16 protein-coding genes and 1 pseudogene are annotated in these 16,871 nt (G+C 63.3%); 4 read left to right on the plus strand and 13 right to left on the minus strand.

Features of this window, described 5'->3' with window-relative positions; genetic code table 11:
* Nucleotides 1-50: 50 nt before the first annotated feature.
* Nucleotides 51-905 (minus strand): aldose 1-epimerase, encoded by an 855-nt coding sequence (locus tag AC1DGP_RS30610; protein ID WP_476770172.1) that lies wholly within the window; start codon nt 903-905, stop codon nt 51-53.
* Between the two features lie 322 nt (nt 906-1,227).
* Here AC1DGP_RS30610 and AC1DGP_RS30615 point away from each other — a divergent pair, with 322 nt between their 5' ends.
* The 3 genes from AC1DGP_RS30615 to AC1DGP_RS30625 are packed head-to-tail and all read left to right on the plus strand — an operon-like array spanning nt 1,228 to nt 5,174.
* Nucleotides 1,228-2,955, plus strand: a complete 1,728-nt coding sequence (locus AC1DGP_RS30615) for an IclR family transcriptional regulator domain-containing protein (RefSeq protein WP_476770173.1) — start codon at nt 1,228-1,230, stop codon at nt 2,953-2,955.
* A 57-nt stretch (nt 2,956-3,012) separates the two neighbouring features.
* Nucleotides 3,013-3,858, plus strand: coding sequence for an NAD-dependent epimerase/dehydratase family protein (locus AC1DGP_RS30620; protein WP_476832935.1), 846 nt, complete (start codon nt 3,013-3,015; stop codon nt 3,856-3,858).
* A gap of 59 nt (nt 3,859-3,917) precedes the next feature.
* On the plus strand, nt 3,918-5,174 hold the full coding sequence (locus AC1DGP_RS30625) for a glucarate dehydratase family protein (RefSeq protein ID WP_476832936.1): 1,257 nt from the start codon (nt 3,918-3,920) through the stop codon (nt 5,172-5,174).
* A gap of 83 nt (nt 5,175-5,257) precedes the next feature.
* Here the strand turns inward: AC1DGP_RS30625 and AC1DGP_RS30630 are convergent.
* The 5 genes and pseudogenes from AC1DGP_RS30630 to AC1DGP_RS30650 all read right to left on the minus strand — a co-directional run.
* Nucleotides 5,258-5,446, minus strand: a pseudogene (locus tag AC1DGP_RS30630) (cold-shock protein); the annotation flags it as partial.
* A 125-nt stretch (nt 5,447-5,571) separates the two neighbouring features.
* Entirely contained in the window at nt 5,572-5,898 is a 327-nt protein-coding gene (locus tag AC1DGP_RS30635; RefSeq protein ID WP_476832937.1) for a hypothetical protein, read from the minus strand.
* Nucleotides 5,899-6,014: 116 nt separating this feature from the next.
* On the minus strand, nt 6,015-6,713 hold the full coding sequence (locus AC1DGP_RS30640) for a response regulator transcription factor (RefSeq protein WP_476832938.1): 699 nt from the start codon (nt 6,711-6,713) through the stop codon (nt 6,015-6,017).
* Nucleotides 6,714-6,849: 136 nt separating this feature from the next.
* Nucleotides 6,850-7,302, minus strand: coding sequence for a hypothetical protein (locus AC1DGP_RS30645; protein ID WP_476832939.1), 453 nt, complete (start codon nt 7,300-7,302; stop codon nt 6,850-6,852).
* An 88-nt stretch (nt 7,303-7,390) separates the two neighbouring features.
* Entirely contained in the window at nt 7,391-7,723 is a 333-nt protein-coding gene (locus tag AC1DGP_RS30650) for a hypothetical protein (protein ID WP_476832950.1), read from the minus strand.
* Here AC1DGP_RS30650 and AC1DGP_RS30655 point away from each other — a divergent pair.
* On the plus strand, nt 7,634-7,840 hold the full coding sequence (locus AC1DGP_RS30655; protein WP_441480550.1) for a cold-shock protein: 207 nt from the start codon (nt 7,634-7,636) through the stop codon (nt 7,838-7,840). The genes AC1DGP_RS30650 and AC1DGP_RS30655 overlap by 90 nt on opposite strands.
* Before the next feature lie 812 nt (nt 7,841-8,652).
* Here AC1DGP_RS30655 and AC1DGP_RS30660 read toward each other — a convergent pair.
* The 7 genes from AC1DGP_RS30660 to AC1DGP_RS30690 all read right to left on the minus strand — a co-directional run bounded on the left by AC1DGP_RS30660 (nt 8,653) and on the right by AC1DGP_RS30690 (nt 16,529).
* Nucleotides 8,653-9,639 carry an ABC transporter ATP-binding protein gene (locus AC1DGP_RS30660; RefSeq protein WP_476832940.1) on the minus strand — a complete coding sequence of 329 codons (987 nt, stop codon included), beginning with the start codon at nt 9,637-9,639 and terminating at the stop codon, nt 8,653-8,655.
* The gene (locus AC1DGP_RS30665) at nt 9,636-10,655 is read right to left on the minus strand and encodes an ABC transporter ATP-binding protein (protein WP_476832941.1); all 1,020 of its coding nucleotides are present in this window, start codon (nt 10,653-10,655) and stop codon (nt 9,636-9,638) included. Before AC1DGP_RS30665 ends, AC1DGP_RS30660 begins: the two co-directional genes overlap by 4 nt.
* Nucleotides 10,652-11,467: an ABC transporter permease gene (locus AC1DGP_RS30670; RefSeq protein ID WP_441480553.1), complete on the minus strand. Its 816-nt coding sequence runs from the start codon at nt 11,465-11,467 to the stop codon at nt 10,652-10,654. The genes AC1DGP_RS30665 and AC1DGP_RS30670 overlap by 4 nt, the downstream gene beginning before the upstream one ends.
* Nucleotide 11,468: 1 nt before the next feature.
* Nucleotides 11,469-12,401, minus strand: a complete 933-nt coding sequence (locus AC1DGP_RS30675; RefSeq protein WP_441492639.1) for an ABC transporter permease — start codon at nt 12,399-12,401, stop codon at nt 11,469-11,471.
* Nucleotides 12,402-12,558: 157 nt separating this feature from the next.
* Nucleotides 12,559-14,172 (minus strand): ABC transporter substrate-binding protein, encoded by a 1,614-nt coding sequence (locus AC1DGP_RS30680; protein ID WP_476832942.1) that lies wholly within the window; start codon nt 14,170-14,172, stop codon nt 12,559-12,561.
* Nucleotides 14,173-14,212: 40 nt separating this feature from the next.
* On the minus strand, nt 14,213-15,424 hold the full coding sequence (locus AC1DGP_RS30685; RefSeq protein WP_476832943.1) for an enolase C-terminal domain-like protein: 1,212 nt from the start codon (nt 15,422-15,424) through the stop codon (nt 14,213-14,215).
* A 7-nt stretch (nt 15,425-15,431) separates the two neighbouring features.
* Complete coding sequence (locus AC1DGP_RS30690; protein WP_441480557.1) at nt 15,432-16,529, minus strand: enolase C-terminal domain-like protein; 1,098 nt, start codon at nt 16,527-16,529, stop codon at nt 15,432-15,434.
* Between the last annotated feature and the right edge of the window lie 342 nt (nt 16,530-16,871).

Raw genomic sequence — 16,871 nt, forward strand, 5'->3', positions numbered from 1 at the left:
TGGCCGTGTAGCTGAGGGTCGAGGCGTGGTGGCGCGGCCACCTGTTCACGTCATGCCAGTCCGATCCGCACTTTCGCCGAGATGGTTGCGCCGGGGTCGAGCACGCGCATCCCAGTTCCAGAATGTCCCGCTGCCGCGAGATTGAAGGCATCAGCGACATGGCTGACCGGCTCCAGGCAGAGATAGCTGCCGCCGGCCGGGACATGGAAGACGAGGTGGTCGAGAGGAGCGCTGGCCTGGATGAGGATCCGTGTGCCGTCCCGGCGATGTATTGAGGCGCCCCCGTCCCAGCCAGAATAATAGGCCGTGGTTGCCTCGCCGCCATGAGGCGAATCGTAGTGCCGGTCGCGGCCAGTGAGCGAGTGGAGCTGCTGGCCGCAGCCATCGGCGTCCTGATCCCAAAGGGCTTCGCAGTTGAACGTGATGCGGTCGCCCTGGGACACGGCGAAATAGGGGTGAATGCCCAAGCCGACCGGCATCGGCGAGACCGCATGGCTCTCGACGTAGATCTCGTGGGTCAGGCCCGAGGGATCGAGCGCCATGCGCTGGACGGCCTCGAACGCCCAGGGCCATCCCGCCAGATCATCTTGAGGCTCGAAGCGATAGTGCAGCTCGATCTCCGCGCTCGCGTGCCGCATCACGGTCCAGGGCCGCGTCTGGCTGAAGCCGTGCAGTGCGTGCGGAGCCGCGGCCGGGTGCGGCACGAGCGCGACCCGGGTTTCGCCGAAGCGGAAGGCGGCATCGCGGACGCGATTGGAAAAGGGCACGAGCGGGTAGCTGCCCGCCTTCGGCCAATATGCGCGATCGAATCCGGCAGCGGGCATTGGCACCAGAACGTCGCTGCGCAGGCCGTTGGGTCCCTCGCGCCAGAGGGACGCTATGCGCCCACCGTCCAACGGCCGCACCGCCGCTCTCATCGGTCCCGCCGCGAGAGGGTAGACAGACGGCGAGGTCTCCGCAGAACGGAACTGTGCCGCCGTTGCGTCCGCCATTGTCACGTTTCGTCCCCAATACCTGTCGGGATGTCCCCGATCTTAAAGGGAAGGCTAGGATTGGTGCGACGCACTGTCAACGAGCATTCTTACTATGTATAAAAGTATCGACCATTTCGCAGCTGCAGCATGGAAATTTCTTACATCGTGATACTGAGCCATTGCAGGCGCTTGTACGTCTGCGTAAGCTGAGGCCCGCCGCATCAGCCCGGTTCGACAGGCCCGCCCCCGTTTCATGCGCAATCATGCCACCAGCCTCGAGCAGGATATCGTGCCGGACGAAGAGGGGCGGCGCGGCGAATCTCTCATCGAGGTGCGAGGCACCAGGCTCGTCGGCAAGGCGCTGAACCTGCTCGACCTGATCGCCTCTGCGCCTGGCGAGCACCGCGCGCAGACCCTGGCCGATGAGTTGGGCCTTCCGCGCAGCACTGTCTATCGCATCATCAATACGCTGCAGCAGCGTGGGCTGGTGCGCGTCGACGCCAGCGGGCAGGGATATTTCCCGGGCTTCAAGTTTCTCGAATACGCTCAGGCTGTCTGGCCGATCCCGGATCTGCCGATGCTCGCCATGACGGAACTCCGCTGGCTTCACGAGCTCAGCGGTGAAACCGTCTATTTCGCCGCGCCCGGCGGCGCAGACATGATCATCATCCAGAAGATCCTAAGCCTTTATCCGATCAGCACGGGCGCGCCATTGGGGAGCCTGCGGCCGCTTTACTGCTCGGGAATGGGCAAGGCGCACCTGGCGGCGCTGGCGCCGGACGAGCGGGAGGCCCTGATTGGCCGCATGAGCTTCGAGCGCGTCACGGATCGGACGATCACGGACCCTGCCCAGCTTCGCTCGCAGCTCGATGTGTTCCAACTGCGCGGCTATGCCATCGACGACGAAGAGTTCATGGAGGGTATTCGCTGCGTCAGCGCCTCCGTGCCCGGCGAGAGCGGCGTGCCGCTCGGTGCATTCACCGTGTCGGGCCCCTGTTATCGGATGACGCTGGAGCGGGTTAATCAGCTCGGACCTGAGGTCGCGGCCGCGGCCAGGCGCCTTGGCGAGGTCGTGAAGCGGCACGGAGGTATGCGCCCACGAGCCCGGCCCGATATTGCGCAGGTGCCACTGGCCTACAATGGGCGCTCATTCCTGGGAAAGTCGCCGAGTTGGGACGGGGCGACGAACTCGCTGCTTTGGTTGGACGCACTGGCGCCCGCCATCATGCGCTCTCGCGTCGAGGAACCTGCGGCGCCACCCCGGTCCGAGGTGATGGCCCAATTCACCTCGCCGGTGCTGGCCCTGAGCTCGATCGGCGAGGGGCGTTGGTTCGTGGCGACGGAAAAGGGCGCGATGACCGTCGACCGGGCCGCGCGCCTGACCGATCTGAGCCCGGCGCTTTCGCTGGAATTGCTTCCCCGCATCACCTGCGCTTGCCACGGGCCGGACGGACAAATCTGGCTCGGGGTTGGGGAAACGCCGAGTCCGCAAAGCCGCCCCGGGCTCTATCGCCTGATTGACGGGACCCCCGTACTTGAAGTGGAACTGCCGGCCACACCCACAGACATGCTGATCGACGCGCCTGGGCGCCATCTCTACGTCGCGCTCAGGGAGGCCGGCGATATCATCCGCTTCCCGATCAGGACGGGCAACAGACTCGGGAGCCTGGGGCTGGTCGCACGCGTCGATGCCCTGCACGGGCGCCCCATGGCCCTGACCCTGGAAGAGCCGGATTACCTGTGGGTCGCGCTGTGGGACGGCTGGAGCCTGGCACGCCTGCAGCGCGACGGTTCCGACATGCGGCTTTTATCCTTGCCTGTGCCGCGTCCGACCGGGCTGACCTTCGGTGGGAGGCGCGGGGACTTGCTTTACGTTACAAGCGGCCGGATCGGATTGACACCGCAGCAGATTGCCGAGGCTCCGGCATCCGGGAGCGTCTTTGCCCTCGACGGGCGGCTTCGAGCCGCCTTGCTGCGCTGAGCCGGAGAAGCATCGGAGCACCCACCTCGTTTCAAAAAAAGAGCCGGGAGAAGACGCATGGAACTGCAAGAGCCGACCGTCGTTCGTAACCTGCTGATCACGGGCGGCGCCGGCAATATTGGGCGAAAACTGCGCCAGGAACTCGGCAGCCGCTTCGCCCGCATCCGCATCCTAGACACTGTCGCCCCGGCGAGCCTCGCGACCAACGAGGAGGCCGTGCAGGTCGATATCGCCGACATCGGCGCCGTCGAGCGGGCGATGATGGGCATGGACGGGGTGATCCACATGGCGGGCGTCGTGCGCGAAGCGCCGTTCGAGTCCATTCTGCAGACAAATGTCGTCGGCACCTGGAACGTCTATGAAGCGGCACGACGTCAAGGCGTAGGCCGCGTCATATTTGGCTCGAGCAACCACGCCGTCGGCTTCTATCCCAGGCATCAGCGCATCGACGAGACGGTCCTGCCGCGACCAGACGGACGCTACGGGCTCAGCAAGTGCTGGGGGGAGGCAGTGGGCGCGCTCTATGCCGACAAGTACGGTATCCGCAGCATGCATGTGCGGATCGGCAATGCCGCCGACATTCCCGCCAGCGCCCGTACGCTCAAGATCTGGATCAGTGGGCGCGATCTTGCCCAGCTCTGCCTGATCGGGCTGGAGCATCCCGACATCCACAACACTATTGTCTACGGTGTCTCCGACAATGCCGGCGGATGGTACGACAATGCGGTCGCATATGGGCTGGGCTACCGGCCCAAGGACCGTGCCGACGACTATGCCGAGGAGGCCATGGCTGGGGAAGCCGAGCTGACCCATGAGCCGCCTGCGCTGTATTTTCAAGGTGGCGGCTTCTGCTCGCTTGAATATGCCGGTGCACCGGTTCCTCCACCCGCAGCGGGTGTCTGAGACGCCGCGCCCGTTTGACCGCGATCATTCCAACTCCCCCCGTGCAGCCGAGGCCCCCGATGCGCATCACCGATGTCCGTGTCACTCCGATCGCCTTCCGCGACCCGCCGCTCCTCAACGTCAACGGCGTGCACGAACCCTGGGCCCTGCGCAGCATCATCGAGGTCGAAACCGCGGAGGGCCATGTCGGGCTCGGGGAGAGCTATGGCGATCTGGAGACGCTGGCCAATCTCGACAAGGCGAAGGCGGGGCTAATCGGTCTCGACCCGTTCGACCTGAATGGCTTGACGCAGGTCGTCTATGCTGCGGTGGGCGATAATCCCGACCCCGGCCAAACCTTTGCACCCGCAGGCGACAAGGCCCGCGCCTCGGCGCTCTCCGCCTTCGAGGTCGCCTTCCTCGATCTGCAGGGCCAACTCACCGGCCGGCCGCTCTACGACCTGCTCGGCGGCAAGCTGCGTGACCGCGTGCCCTACAGCGCCTATCTGTTCTACAAGTTCGAACGGCACAAGGATGATCCCGGCTATCCTGCCGATGATTGGGGCGAGGCGCTCAGCCATGAACAAATGGTCGAGCAGGCGCGCCGGATGGTGGCGGAATTCGGCTTCGGCTCAATCAAGCTCAAGGCCGGCGTGTTCGAACCCGATTTCGAGATCGAGACGCTCCGGCACCTGCGCAAGGCGTTTCCGGACCACCCGCTGCGGATCGACCCCAATGGCGGCTGGTCGGTCGAGACGACGCGGCGGGTGATGCCGCAGTTGGTCGGGCTGCTCGAATATCTCGAAGACCCGACAAGGACGCTCACCGAGATGGGGCAGGTCGCGACATTCGCGCCGATGCCGCTCGCCACCAACATGGTCACGATCGCCTTCGGGCATATTCCCGAAACGATACGCCTGAATGCCGTTCAGGTCGTTCTGTCCGACCACCATTATTGGGGTGGCCTGCGCGCCACCCAGCATCTGGCCCATCTCGGCCGTGTCTTCGGCTTCGGGATCTCGATGCACTCGAATTCTCATATGGGCATCAGCCTGGCAGCGATGACTCATGTCGGCGCTACGATCCCCAACCTCGCCTATGCTTGCGACACACACTACCCGTGGCAGGTCGAGGAGGTGATTGAGGGCGGCAAGCTCCAGATCGAGAACGGCTCGCTTGCGCCGCCGGATGGACCCGGGCTCGGCGTGCGGCTGGACCGTACGGCGTTGAAGCGCCTACACCAGCAGTATCTCGATTGCGGCATTCGAGTGCGCGACGACACCAAGGAGATGCGCAAATACCAGCTGGACTTCAATTCGGCGCGCCCGCGTTTTTGAAGTGGCTCTCGGGTTCCCACGGGCGCTGAAGCCCGCAAGAGGCTTTGAATTACTGCGAGGCTTGGAGTGATCAGAGGAGTTGGAGAACCTGCGGCTGTTTTACCGCGCTCGGTCTTCAAATCGAACGCTACCTTCTGCCCTTCTGTCAGAGTCATCATGCCAGCCTCTTTCACGGCCGCGATATGTACAATCACGTCCTTGCCGCCATCCGAAGGCTGAATGAACCCGAAACCCTTCTCAGTATTGAACCATTTCACGCTTCCGGTCGCCATAGTCGCATCCCGCGAAGACTGCATCTTTTGAGCCGCCGGATGCGCGTATCCGAAGACCCGCCGGGAAGGAATTGCCCGAAAACACAAGGTTGTCGAGGCCAAACATGAAGCATGACGGCTGGCGATTACCGTCGGTCCAACAACTCAACTGTGAGTTGCTGTCGAATGACGATGTAACGCCAATATAAATCTCCGCCAATCGCGTATCGATAACACGCTGCCTCGCCGCGACTTTTCGCAAAGGCAATTGACATGCCGGAGCCCGAGAAAGTGTTGAGGCCGAGCTTGTCGTGCTGCGTGGCGTCGCGCACGGCATCGGCGATCTTCTGCGCCCCGCGATACGAACGGTGTAGGCAGCGCCGCAACCAACCGCTGGCCTGCCACTGACTCAGATTCAGTTTCGCCAATCTGCAACCGATCACTGGCAGAGAACTCGGCAAGGTGGTTGGCATGGAGATGAGCCGCGACACCGATGCGAGCGCTGAAGCGCGCCCGGCGTCAGCTCAGCCGGGCCGAGCTGCCCGCGCGATCGAGACAAGCTATCCGCGAAGACAGCAGAGAATCGGCCTTAGGAAACCATTTGGAGGGATGGCTCGGCATTGTTCAACATGTAGCCGCGTCCCCAAACCGTCTCGATGTAGTTCGCTCCGCCCGATGCATCTGCGATTTTCCGTCTCACCTTGCAGATGAAGACGTCCACGATCTTGAGCTCGGGCTCGTCCATCCCACCGTAAAGGTGATTGAGGATCATTTCCTTTGACAGGGTGAACCCACGGCGGCTCGCCAAGAACGCAACCATCTCATATTCCTTGCCAGTCAAACGAACGGGCTTCCCGGCGACGTCAACCGTTTTTGAATCCAGATCGATGCAGAGGTCTCCGACCCGGACCGTGCGGTTTTCGGTCCCGTTGCAGCGACGCTCCAAAGTCCGCAGGCGTGCAAGAAATTCGTCTCGGTGGAATGGCTTTGTCAGGTAGTCATCCGCCCCTGCAATCAGCGAACGGACCTTCTGTTGAACCTCATTGATACCCGAGAGGATCATCAGAGGAGTGTTGATGGATGATGCTCGGAGTTTCGTGAGCACCTGAATTCCTGGCATGTCTGGTAAACCGAGATCCAGAATTATCAGGTCAAACGGCGCCGCCTGAGCGAGGGCGAAGCCATCGGCTCCATAGGCTGTCTTGGTGACTTCGATGTTCTCCAGCTTGAGAAACATCTCGATGCTCTGCGCGATCGATGCGTCGTCCTCAATTAATAAAACGCGCATGGTAAACTCCGATTCGCAGCGGATAATTTGGCGAGGATGGCCGAAGTTTGGTTAATAATTCAAGATTTTTTCGAGGGTAGTTTCAAAATCCGTGGCGTATTCGCAAAAATCTGCAGGTATTCGCGGAGGGCTTGGATCAGTTGGCGCGCTGAGGGCGCGCTTTGAAATCGGCGATTAGCTCCGCCAGCTCCGTCAAGCGACGCAGTTCCAGGCCGTTATCTGAAGCCTCGGCGCGGATTGCAAAGATCGCTTCGCCAGTAGCCCGAACCAACGGAGCGAATTCGGGCATCATAAAACTTATTAGCATCGTCTTGAGCGTCTCTTCTGCGTCGCCGTAGCGACTGAGATACAGCTGAACACCCTCAGTGGTCTCTTCTATTGAGGCGCCGAGCAGTTGCCCATAGGCATCCGCAGCCGCCCAAATAGCAGCGTGGAATGCCGATTTGTTCTCGACCATGCGGTCAGCGCCGCCACCAAGTTTGGCGCTAATCGAAGCTGCCGTGGTGATCATGTCGAGGAAGTCTTCCAGGCGAGTAGCGACTATGCCTGGCTTCGAAGTTCGCAGCTTTCGGGAGAACATGTTGAACACAGGTACTTCTGTCGCAGACGGCTACGAAACGCATAGATTCTGTAGCTTCGCTAACACACCGCCGCGAATTGCCGCTTGTTCTTTGCAGTCATTGATTTGTTATTGCGAGCCAATTGCTACAAAAAGGCGATAATGGCACACCAAAACCCGCTGAGCGAAGCAGTAATTCAGAGGGCAAACCCAAGGTTAAAGCAACCTCAGAGGTGTCGGCTAAATCCGCTCCCAACGCCCAGATAAACGTCAGAAAAAGTGATTGATGCTGACGCTTTGCAAAAGGTGAGGGGTGCTTTACGCTTTGTGGGGTTGTCACAATAAAGCGATAGGAACAAAAATGGCGAATGGAACGGTCAAGTGGTACAACGAAACCAAAGGTTATGGATTCATCGCTCCAGACACAGGTGGTAAAGACGTCTTCGTCCATGCGACTGCCTTGGAGCGCGCTGGTCTTCGGGGTTTAGCTGAAGGTCAGAAGGTCACCTATGATTTGGAGGCCGACCGTCGCAGTGGCAAAGAGTCTGCGGCTAACCTTAAAGTTTGAAAATTAAAAGCCGCCCGATGTTTTCCGCCGAGCGGCTTTTGATTGATGGCACATTCCGATTTCGACTGCTGTCAGGCAGCCCGTGAGCGCTTCCGCCTTTGCTGACCAAGCCCCATCTTCTTGGCAAGTTGCGATCGAGCCTTGGCGTACCTGCGAAGCATCTGGACCGGCGACAGGGATAACCGTAGACAACGGTAATCCCTGCAAGCCCAATTCGGGCAATGAAAGTATCGAGCGACATCTAAAGCAATGAAGCCGCCCAAGAAGCCTTTCATCGTTGAATTTAAACAAACACGCCGCGTCCAAAGAAAGCCGCACCCATCTATTTGGGGTACCCTAGATCTGAAGGTCTCCGCGAACGAACAAGAGCCCGGATCGCAGCAGATCGATCCGCAGCGATTACCCAAGCCGGCCACCCCGGACTCGCTTGAACCTGCGAAGGCTCAGCGGATCCTGCCCGCGCTCGCAAAAGCTCCCGCCCCGGAACTGATGGAAATGCCGTCGATCGAGAGATCGACACCGAAGCGTGACGATCCAGAAGATTTCGTTCAGGCACCTGCGGCATCGAACGCGCTCACCGCGGACCCGGGGGGAGTATCGTCCGAAGTTCCAAAGGTGCGCCGGCGCTACGGGAATAGCGGGGCTCTGCCTGCGGGGGAGCGTTGGAAGCGGCGGCTACCGCCTATCTTGCGACAGACTAAGTCTGTCACTTGAATGGATCTTGGTCAGCGTCACGAGCAACTCCGGGGCATCCCAGGCAGTTCACAGCCAACGTCGCCGTTTTCTTACAGGCAAATTCCAACTCAACGATCTTATCGTGGGCGTCCGCCACCGCCGCCGAGCGGCCAAGGAGACGCGCAGTGGCAGGCCACCAGATGCCCTTCGCCGACCGGTCGCGCCTCTGGCACCTCCGTCCTGCAGCGGGGTTCGGCAATCGGGCAGCGCGGATGGAAGCGACATCCCTTGGGGATCGCGGCGGGACTCGGTGGATCGCCCGGCAGCAGGATCCGGTCCCGGACTTTTGCCGGGTGCGAAATCGGCACGGCCGAGAGGAGGGCGTGGCTATAGGGGTGCTGGGGGGCCGAGAAGAAGGTGCTCTTCGGCGCGATCTCGACGATCTGCCCTAGATACATCACGGCTACGCGGCTCGCCATGTGCTTTACGCTCGCCATGTCATGCGAGATGAAGAGATAGGCGGTGCCTTGCTCGTCCTGGAGATCCTGCAGCAGGTTGATGACCTGCGAACGCACGGAGACGTCGAGAGCGGAGACCGGTTCATCGGCGACGATGAGCTTCGGCCRCATCGCGAAGGCGCGGATGATGCCCAGGCGCTGGCGTTGCCCGCCGGAAAACTGGCGGGGCCATTGGCCGATATGGCGGGCACTGAGGCCGACGGCTTCAAGCAATCGCACCGCAGCGCTGGTTCGCTCGCCCCGCTGCGAAACGAGGCCATGCACTGCCAGCGGCTCCGTCACGATCGATCCCGCCCGCATGCGCGGGTCCAGTGACGAGAACGGATCCTGGAAGATGAATTGCAAATCGCGGCGGATGGCCTTCATGCGGGGCTGCGACAAGCCGGCGATGTCCTGCCCCTCGAACAGGATGCGCCCGCCGGTAGGATCGGTCAGGCGTAGGACAAGCCGCGCCAGCGTGGATTTTCCGCAGCCGGATTCGCCCACAAGGGCCAGCGTCTCGCCGGGATGGAGATCAAGGGACACCCCGTCGACGGCCCGAATGCCCCCAGGAGCCCGGCCGAAGGTCTTCTGCAAGTCCTCGAGCCGCAGGAGAGGTTCGCTCATGGTGCCGCGCCCGCGCTCATCGCTGCCGCTTGTGGCGTCTCCTGCGGCTGGTTCTGCCGCGCCCAGCACGCGGCGAGGTGACCATCCTCGATTTGCTCCAGCGGCGGCACCAATCTGGCACAGGGGGCGAAACATTCGGGACAGCGCGGGTGAAAGGCGCAACCCAACGGCATCTCGGTCAGATGTGGCACAGCTCCGCCAACCGTAGGCAGCCGCCGCATGGACTGCGTCTCCAGCGAAGGCGTCGCGGCCAGCAGACCGATGGAGTAGGGGTGCCTGGGGGCATCGAACAGGCGAAGGGCCGTCGCCTCCTCGACGACCCGGCCGCCATACATGACGGCGACCCGGTCGGTCAGTTCGGCCACCACGCCGAAATCATGGGTGATGATGACCACGGCAAGATTCAGTTCCTGGCGCAGCCGTCGCAGCAGGTCGAGCACTTGCGCCTGGATGGTGACGTCCAGCGCGGTCGTCGGCTCGTCGGCGATCAGGACCTGCGGATCGCAGGAGAGTGCCATCGCGATCATGACGCGCTGGCGCATGCCACCGGACAATTCGTGCGGATAGGCGGCGGCGCGCTTGTCGGGCGCAGGAATGCCGACGAGGCTCAGAAGCTCGATGCTGCGGGCGCGTGCAACTGCGCGGGAGAGACCGAGATGCCGCCGCAGCGGCCCGCCGATCTGCTCGCCCACGGTCATGATCGGGTTGAGCGCCGTCATCGGCTCCTGGAAGATCATGCCGATGCGGCGACCGCGGATCGCATCGAGTGACTGGCGCGGCAGGGTCAGGAGATCCTGCCCATCGAACATGACGCGGCCGGCCGTGACGGTGGCGGCTTCCGGCAGCAGGCCAAGCGCTGCCAGCGCGGTCAGGCTTTTGCCGGAGCCGGATTCACCGACGAGGCCGAGGCACTCGCCAGCGTGCAGATCGAGATCGACGCCGCGGAGCGCCTGAACCGGGCCGTTTTTCGCGCCGAAGGAGACCTGGAGGTCGCGGATGGAGAGCAGCGGCGTCATCGCCCGGTCACCCGGTCGGGATCGAGGCGGTCGCGCAAGCGGTCTCCGAGGATGTTGAAGGCCAGGACCGTCAGCGTGATCGCGAGCCCCGCAAATATGGCCGGTAGTGGCGAGCCGAAGATGTCGGCAACACCCTCGCGCACCATGTTCCCCCATGACGGGGCCGGAGCCTGGGCACCGAGCCCGATAAAGCTGAGCGATGCCTCGAGGCGGATCGCCGAGCCGATCCAGATCGTCAGCATGACGATGAGGGGGCCAGCGATGTTGGGCAGGACATGCATTCCAATGGTGCCGAACTTGCCGCGCCCCATGGCGATCGATGCGTCGACATAGGCCTCCCGCTTGACCGACAGAGCCGAGGCCCGCGAGAGGCGGATGAATGACGGTACGAGTGCTGCCGCGATGGCGATCGACAGGTTCTGCACGCCGGGGCCGAGCAAGGCGACGATCAGCACGCCGAGCAGAAGCGGATCGAACGACATCATCATGTCGGTGAGGCGGGTGACGATCGCCTCGGCCCAGCCGCCGAAGAAGGCCGACGCCGTGCCCAGGCTGATGCCGACAAGGGCGGCGAGCATCGGCGCGGCCACCCCGATCGTAATCGACAGGCGCGCTCCCTCGATCAGGCGAGAGAAGATATCGCGGCCATATTCGTCGGCACCCAACCAATGCACGGCGGAGAGACCCTGATCGGCCGCGGCGAAGTCCTGCAGCAGCGGGTCATGCGTCTGGAGCCAGGGGGCGAACACGACGACGACCAGGAGCAGGAGCAGGATGGCGGCGGCGATGGCCAGGAAGACGCGATCGAGCATGTCAGGCTCCCTTCACGCGGGGGTCGATGACCACGTAGAGCAGGTCGGTTGCAAGGTTCACCAGCACGACGAGGACCGAGAGAAGCACGAGGCCTCCCTGGATCAGGCTGTAGTCGCGGGCGGTCACCGCGCCGACGAGCAGTTGCCCGACGCCCGGCCGGTTGAAGACGAGTTCGATCGCAATGGTGCCGCCGAGCGTGGCGACGATCATGAGTGAGAGCTGCGTCGTGATCGGGATCAGCGCGTTGCGCACGATGTGCTTCCAGACCACGACCCGCTCCGGCGTGCCGAGCGCGCGAGCCGTGCGGACATAGTCGCGGCCCGAGACGTCGAGGACGGCCGTGCGGGTGAGGCGCATCAGGCCGCAGCCCTTCAGCAGTCCGAGCGTCATCGCGGGAAGGACGAGGTAGCGCAGGTCGAAGGGCGTGTCGCCACCGCCGAGCAGCGGAAACCAGCCGAGCTTCAGCCCGAACACGATGAGCAGGATGAGGCCGAGATAGAAATCCGGAAGGGCCGAGCCGAACAGCGAGACGAGCCGGCTCGAATGATCGACGCCGCCACTCGGGCGCATCGCCGAGGCGACGCCCACGGGCACGCCGATCAGGATGCCGACCACGGTCGAGGCGAGCGTCAGCATGATCGTATAGGGCAGGTGCCGCAGCATCGTCGCGGTGACGTCGACCCCGTTGACGAGCGAGCGGCCGAGATCGAGATGCAGGAGCCCCCAGAGGAAGCGGCCATATTGGACGAGGAGCGGCTGGTCGAGCCCGAGTGTCCTGCGGACATTCTCGATCGTCTGGGCATTGGCGCGGTCGCCGAGCATGGCGATGACGGGATCGCCCGGCAGGAGCCGCATGGCGAAGAAGACGAAGGAGAAGACCAGGAAGGCGGTCAGAATTGCATCGGCCAGTCGCTTGAGAACGAACCGCCCCATCGTCTCGCAAACCTTTCAGGGCATGGCCGGTGGCATGAAGCCACCGGCGCCTGGCGCTCGATCATCTGACCGAATGTCGTATCCGCCCAGTGATCCAACCTCTTGTGTTTGCATCGGCTGTCCCGAAAAACCGCTCTCCAGGTTTCAGGCCGATGCCCTAGCGGGCTACGCGCCGCGCCGTGGCGTATTCGTATTGGCCAAAGCCGCTGAGCGGCTTGTAGCCGAGGTCGACATGGCCCTGGATCGCGCTGACCAGGGGTTGGGTCTGCAGCGGCAGCACCGGCATGTCGCGCAGGATCTGGAGTTGGGCCTCCTTGAGCAGCGCCAGCTGCCGGTCGACATCGGTCGACCCGACGGCCTCGTCGACGAGCTTGTCGACGCTGCCGCCGATCTCGCCGTAATGCGAGAAATTGCGCAACGATGCCGGCTTGCCGACCGCCGCGGCCGAATGCAGGAACTCGTTGATCACGGCGGGCGCCGTCGGCGCGATCGCCGTCGACAGCATGTCGATCGTGCCTTCGTCCTTTCGGATGGCGGCGTGATAGCTCGCATGGTCCATGATCTTGAGCTTCACGTCGATGCCGACCTTGCGCAGCATGTCCTGCACCATCAGCATGTTCTGCTTGTAGTCGGAGCGCTCGCTCGACAAGGCCTCGATGCTGAAGCCGTTGGGGTGGCCGGCCTCCGCCAGCAGGGCCTTGGCCTTGATCGGATCGTAATCGTAGCGAAGCTCGGCGGGGATATCGGCTGTCTTCAGGGCGCCGTAGAACTCTTCCGGGACGATCGTGGGCAGCGGGCCGTGGACCACGCCGAACACAGATTTCCAGACCTTGCGATCGACTGCATAGGCGATGGCCTGGCGCACGCGCACGTCGTCGAGCGGCTTGATCTTCATGTTGAAGTGGAGGAATTGCAGGCTCCCGGGCTGCATGATGCTGATCTGGGCATCGCTCCGGGCCTTCTGGATCTGATCAACCCAACGCGGTTCGCGCGGGCCGCTGGTCTGGTCGATCTCCTTGCCGATGAAAGCGATTGTCGCGGCATTGTCGGCCGGGATGTAGCGGAAGCGCAGGGTCGCGGTCGGCGGTGCGCCGCGGAAATGATCCTTGTTCGACTTGAGGACGATCGATTCCTGCGGCCGGTACTCGGCGAATTCGAACGGCCCGCTGCCGATCGGCGCGCGGCCGAATTCGGCTCCAAGCTTTTCGACGGCTTTGCGCGGCACGATGTAGCGGCCGAAACCGGGCGTCAGGGCCGAGGCGTGAAAGAACGCGTTCGGTGCCTTGAGGACGAAACGGACCGTCAGCGGATCGACGACCTCGATTGTGTCAATGTCCTTGAAGCTGGCGCCGTGCACGCCGCCGAGCTTGGGGTCGAGTTGGCGTTCATAGGAGAACTTCACGTCATCGGCAGAGACCTCGCCATAGCCCTGGTGCCATTTCACGCCGGGCTTGAGATAGAAGGTCCAGACCTTCTTGTCGGGCGACACCTCCCATCGTTCCGCGAGCTCCGGCTGAAGCGCCGCCAGCTCGATGTCCATGGTGCCGCGCTTGGTATTGACCAGCGAGTTGAAGACCTGGAGCACGATCGTCTCGTCGTCGCCCGTCTTGGTCAGGGCGGGGTCGATCGAACCGAGGTCACGCGCCTGGAGCCGCAGCGTTAGCGTGTCGCTCGCGCCCTGCGCGAAGGACACGCTGCTGGACGATATTGCGCCGAGGCCGGCCATGCTCAGGGCGCTCGCGACGACTGAGCGTCGTGTGATGCGTGTCATGATTTCCTCCTGTGGGAATGGCGCGCTCTTTCGGCCGCGCTCATTCGAAGACGCTGTGGCTGACCTTGTGCTTCTCGATGAAATCCCAGTCATAGGTGACGCCGAGGCCTGGACCGTCGGGCACGACGAAGCAGCCGTCTGAGGCGACCGCGTCGAGCTTGTCGGAATATCCGTCGGTATAGAACGTGCCGACAGCCTGGCCGCGCGACGGCCCGACCATGGCCAATTCATAGAAGTTCGTGTTTCGGATGGCGGCCATGGCGTGGCGATGTGCCGGACCATTGCCGTGGAGCTCGACATCGAGGCCCAGCGCCTCGGCGAAATGGGCGATCTTCATCGTGCCGGTGATGCCGATATCGAGATCGGGATCGGCCCGCACGAAGTMGGTGCCGTCGGCGAGAGTGAGTGTCGCCATGGCTTCCAGCCCGCGCACGTGCTCGCCAAGCAGGATCGGCGTCTTGATCAGTTCGCGCAGGCGACGATGGGCGTGGGCAGCAAGCCCGCCGTCACTATAGGGATCCTCGTACCAGAAGAAGCCGGCCTCATCGCAGGCACGGCCACAGGCGAGGGCGTCGGCGAAGGTCTTCAGGTGACAGGCTGAATCGTGCATCAGCTTCATGCGCCCGCCGACGCGCCGACCGAGAAGCCGGATCGCGGCGGCATCACGCCGCCAACCGCCATCGGTCCAGCCGTGCATCTTGAAGGCGCGATACCCCAGGCCGTGGCATTCCTCGGCGAATTCGGCGAAGGCCTCGGGCGTGGCCAGACCACCGCCATCGCCACCAAACCAGGTCGATGCGTAAGCCGGCAGGCGCTTGCCGCGATGGCCGCCGAGCAGATCGCTGACCGAATGGCCGGTGCGCTTGCCGGCGAGGTCCCAGAGGGCGTTGTCGATCTGGCAGCCGCCGATCCGGTCTTCCTTGCGCAACCAGCGGCGAATGTCTTCGTAGATCGTCTCACGGGCATAGCAGTCCCGCCCGATGATCCATTTGGCGATGAAATGGGTCTGCGGGGCGGTGTCCGTACGCCCGCCGACATATTCGCCGCGCGCGCCGTCCTGGGTTTCGATGCGGACCGCGATGCGTTTGCGTGTCGTTCGCACGCCTGGCATGTCGATGCCGCTCGGGCTGACATCGAAGGCGACGTTCTCCATGTCCTGCGCGAACAGAATGACGTCGATCCGGCGGATCCGCGTGGCCGCCGAACCGAGGACGTCGCGGGCGGCGCTTGCCGTGTCTTCTACGCTCAGCATGGCGCCCTCACTCGATCACGACATGCGATTTGGCATTGCGGGTGATGTAGTCCCAGTCGTAGCTCACCCCCAGACCGGGCCCTCCGGGCACCGGAAAGCATCCATCAGCACCGACGCTGTCGAGATCGTCGGAATAGCCGCAGGTGTAGACCGGCGCATTGAAATTGCCTCGGGACGGCCCGACCATCGACAGTTCGTAGAAATTGGTGTTGCGGATCGCCGCCATGCAGTGCCGGTGGGCGGGTCCTGGCGCATGCAACTCGACATCGAGGCCGAGCGCCTCGGCAAAATGCGCGATCTTCATCGTTCCGGTGATACCGATGTCGAAATCGGGGTCGGCGCGCACGAAATCGGTGCCGTCGGCGATTGTCAGCGTCGCCATGGATTCCAACCCCCGCACATGCTCTCCGAGCAGGAGAGGCGTCTTCAGCATCTCGCGCAGCCGCCGGTGGGCGTGGGCGGCAAGACCACCGTCGCTATAGGGATCCTCGTACCAGAAGAAATTGGCGTCATCGCAGGCCCGGCCGACTTCGAGCGCGTCGGCAAAGCTGCGCAGATGGCAGGCAGCGTCATGCATCAGCGCCATCCTGTCGCCGATGCGCTGGCCAAGCAGACGCACGGCCGCGGCATCGCGCGTCGGGCTGCCGTCGGTCCAGCCATGCATTTTGAATCCGCGGTAGCCGAGCTCGTAACATTCCTCGGCGAAGTCGGCGAAGGCTTCGGGCGTCGTGAGGCCGCCACCCTCGCCGCCGAACCAGGTCGAGGCGTAGGCGGGGAGGCGGGTCTTGCCGCCGCCGAGCATTTGGCTGACCGACAGGCCCAGTCGATGGCCCGCCAGATCCCACATCGCGATGTCGATCACGCCAGCGCCCATGCGGTCTTCCTTGCGGAGCTGGCGGCGGACACGCTCATAGGCCCGTTCGCGGGCGAAGACGTCGAGGCCGAGCACAGCGCGGGCGCAGGCCGCGGCCTGGGCCAGCGAGTTCGCCTGGCCGCCGACATAGGCGCCCCGCGCGCCGTCCCGCGTTTCCATTCGCACTGCGAGGCGAGTGCGCGCGGACTTCGCGCCGGTCACGTCGATGCCGCCGGGTCCGACTCCGACCATCGGATAACTGAATATCCAAATTTCGACACGGACGATTTCGCTCGCGCGAGGACCTGGTTCGGCTCCGTCTTGCGTCTTGTCCAGTAGCCGCACGTCCATGGTGCTCGCTTCCAATCCCTTGGCACGGCCGGTTGTGACCCAGGGTCCGGGTCGCGAGGCCCAGGCTGGCTGGACATCTTCGGCTTCGTCGGATTATATAATATCTATAACTTCGCAGAAGGCGGTGAATGTCAAGACGTCCGAATGAGGCTGATTGCGTCGCACGGGTTGCATCAACCCGCATTGCGTTTCACGAACGGGCGGCGATCAGGCGGGCGGTGGAATCGACGATGAGAGCGCCGA

This window comes from Allobosea sp. 05T433 (assembly GCF_056396065.1).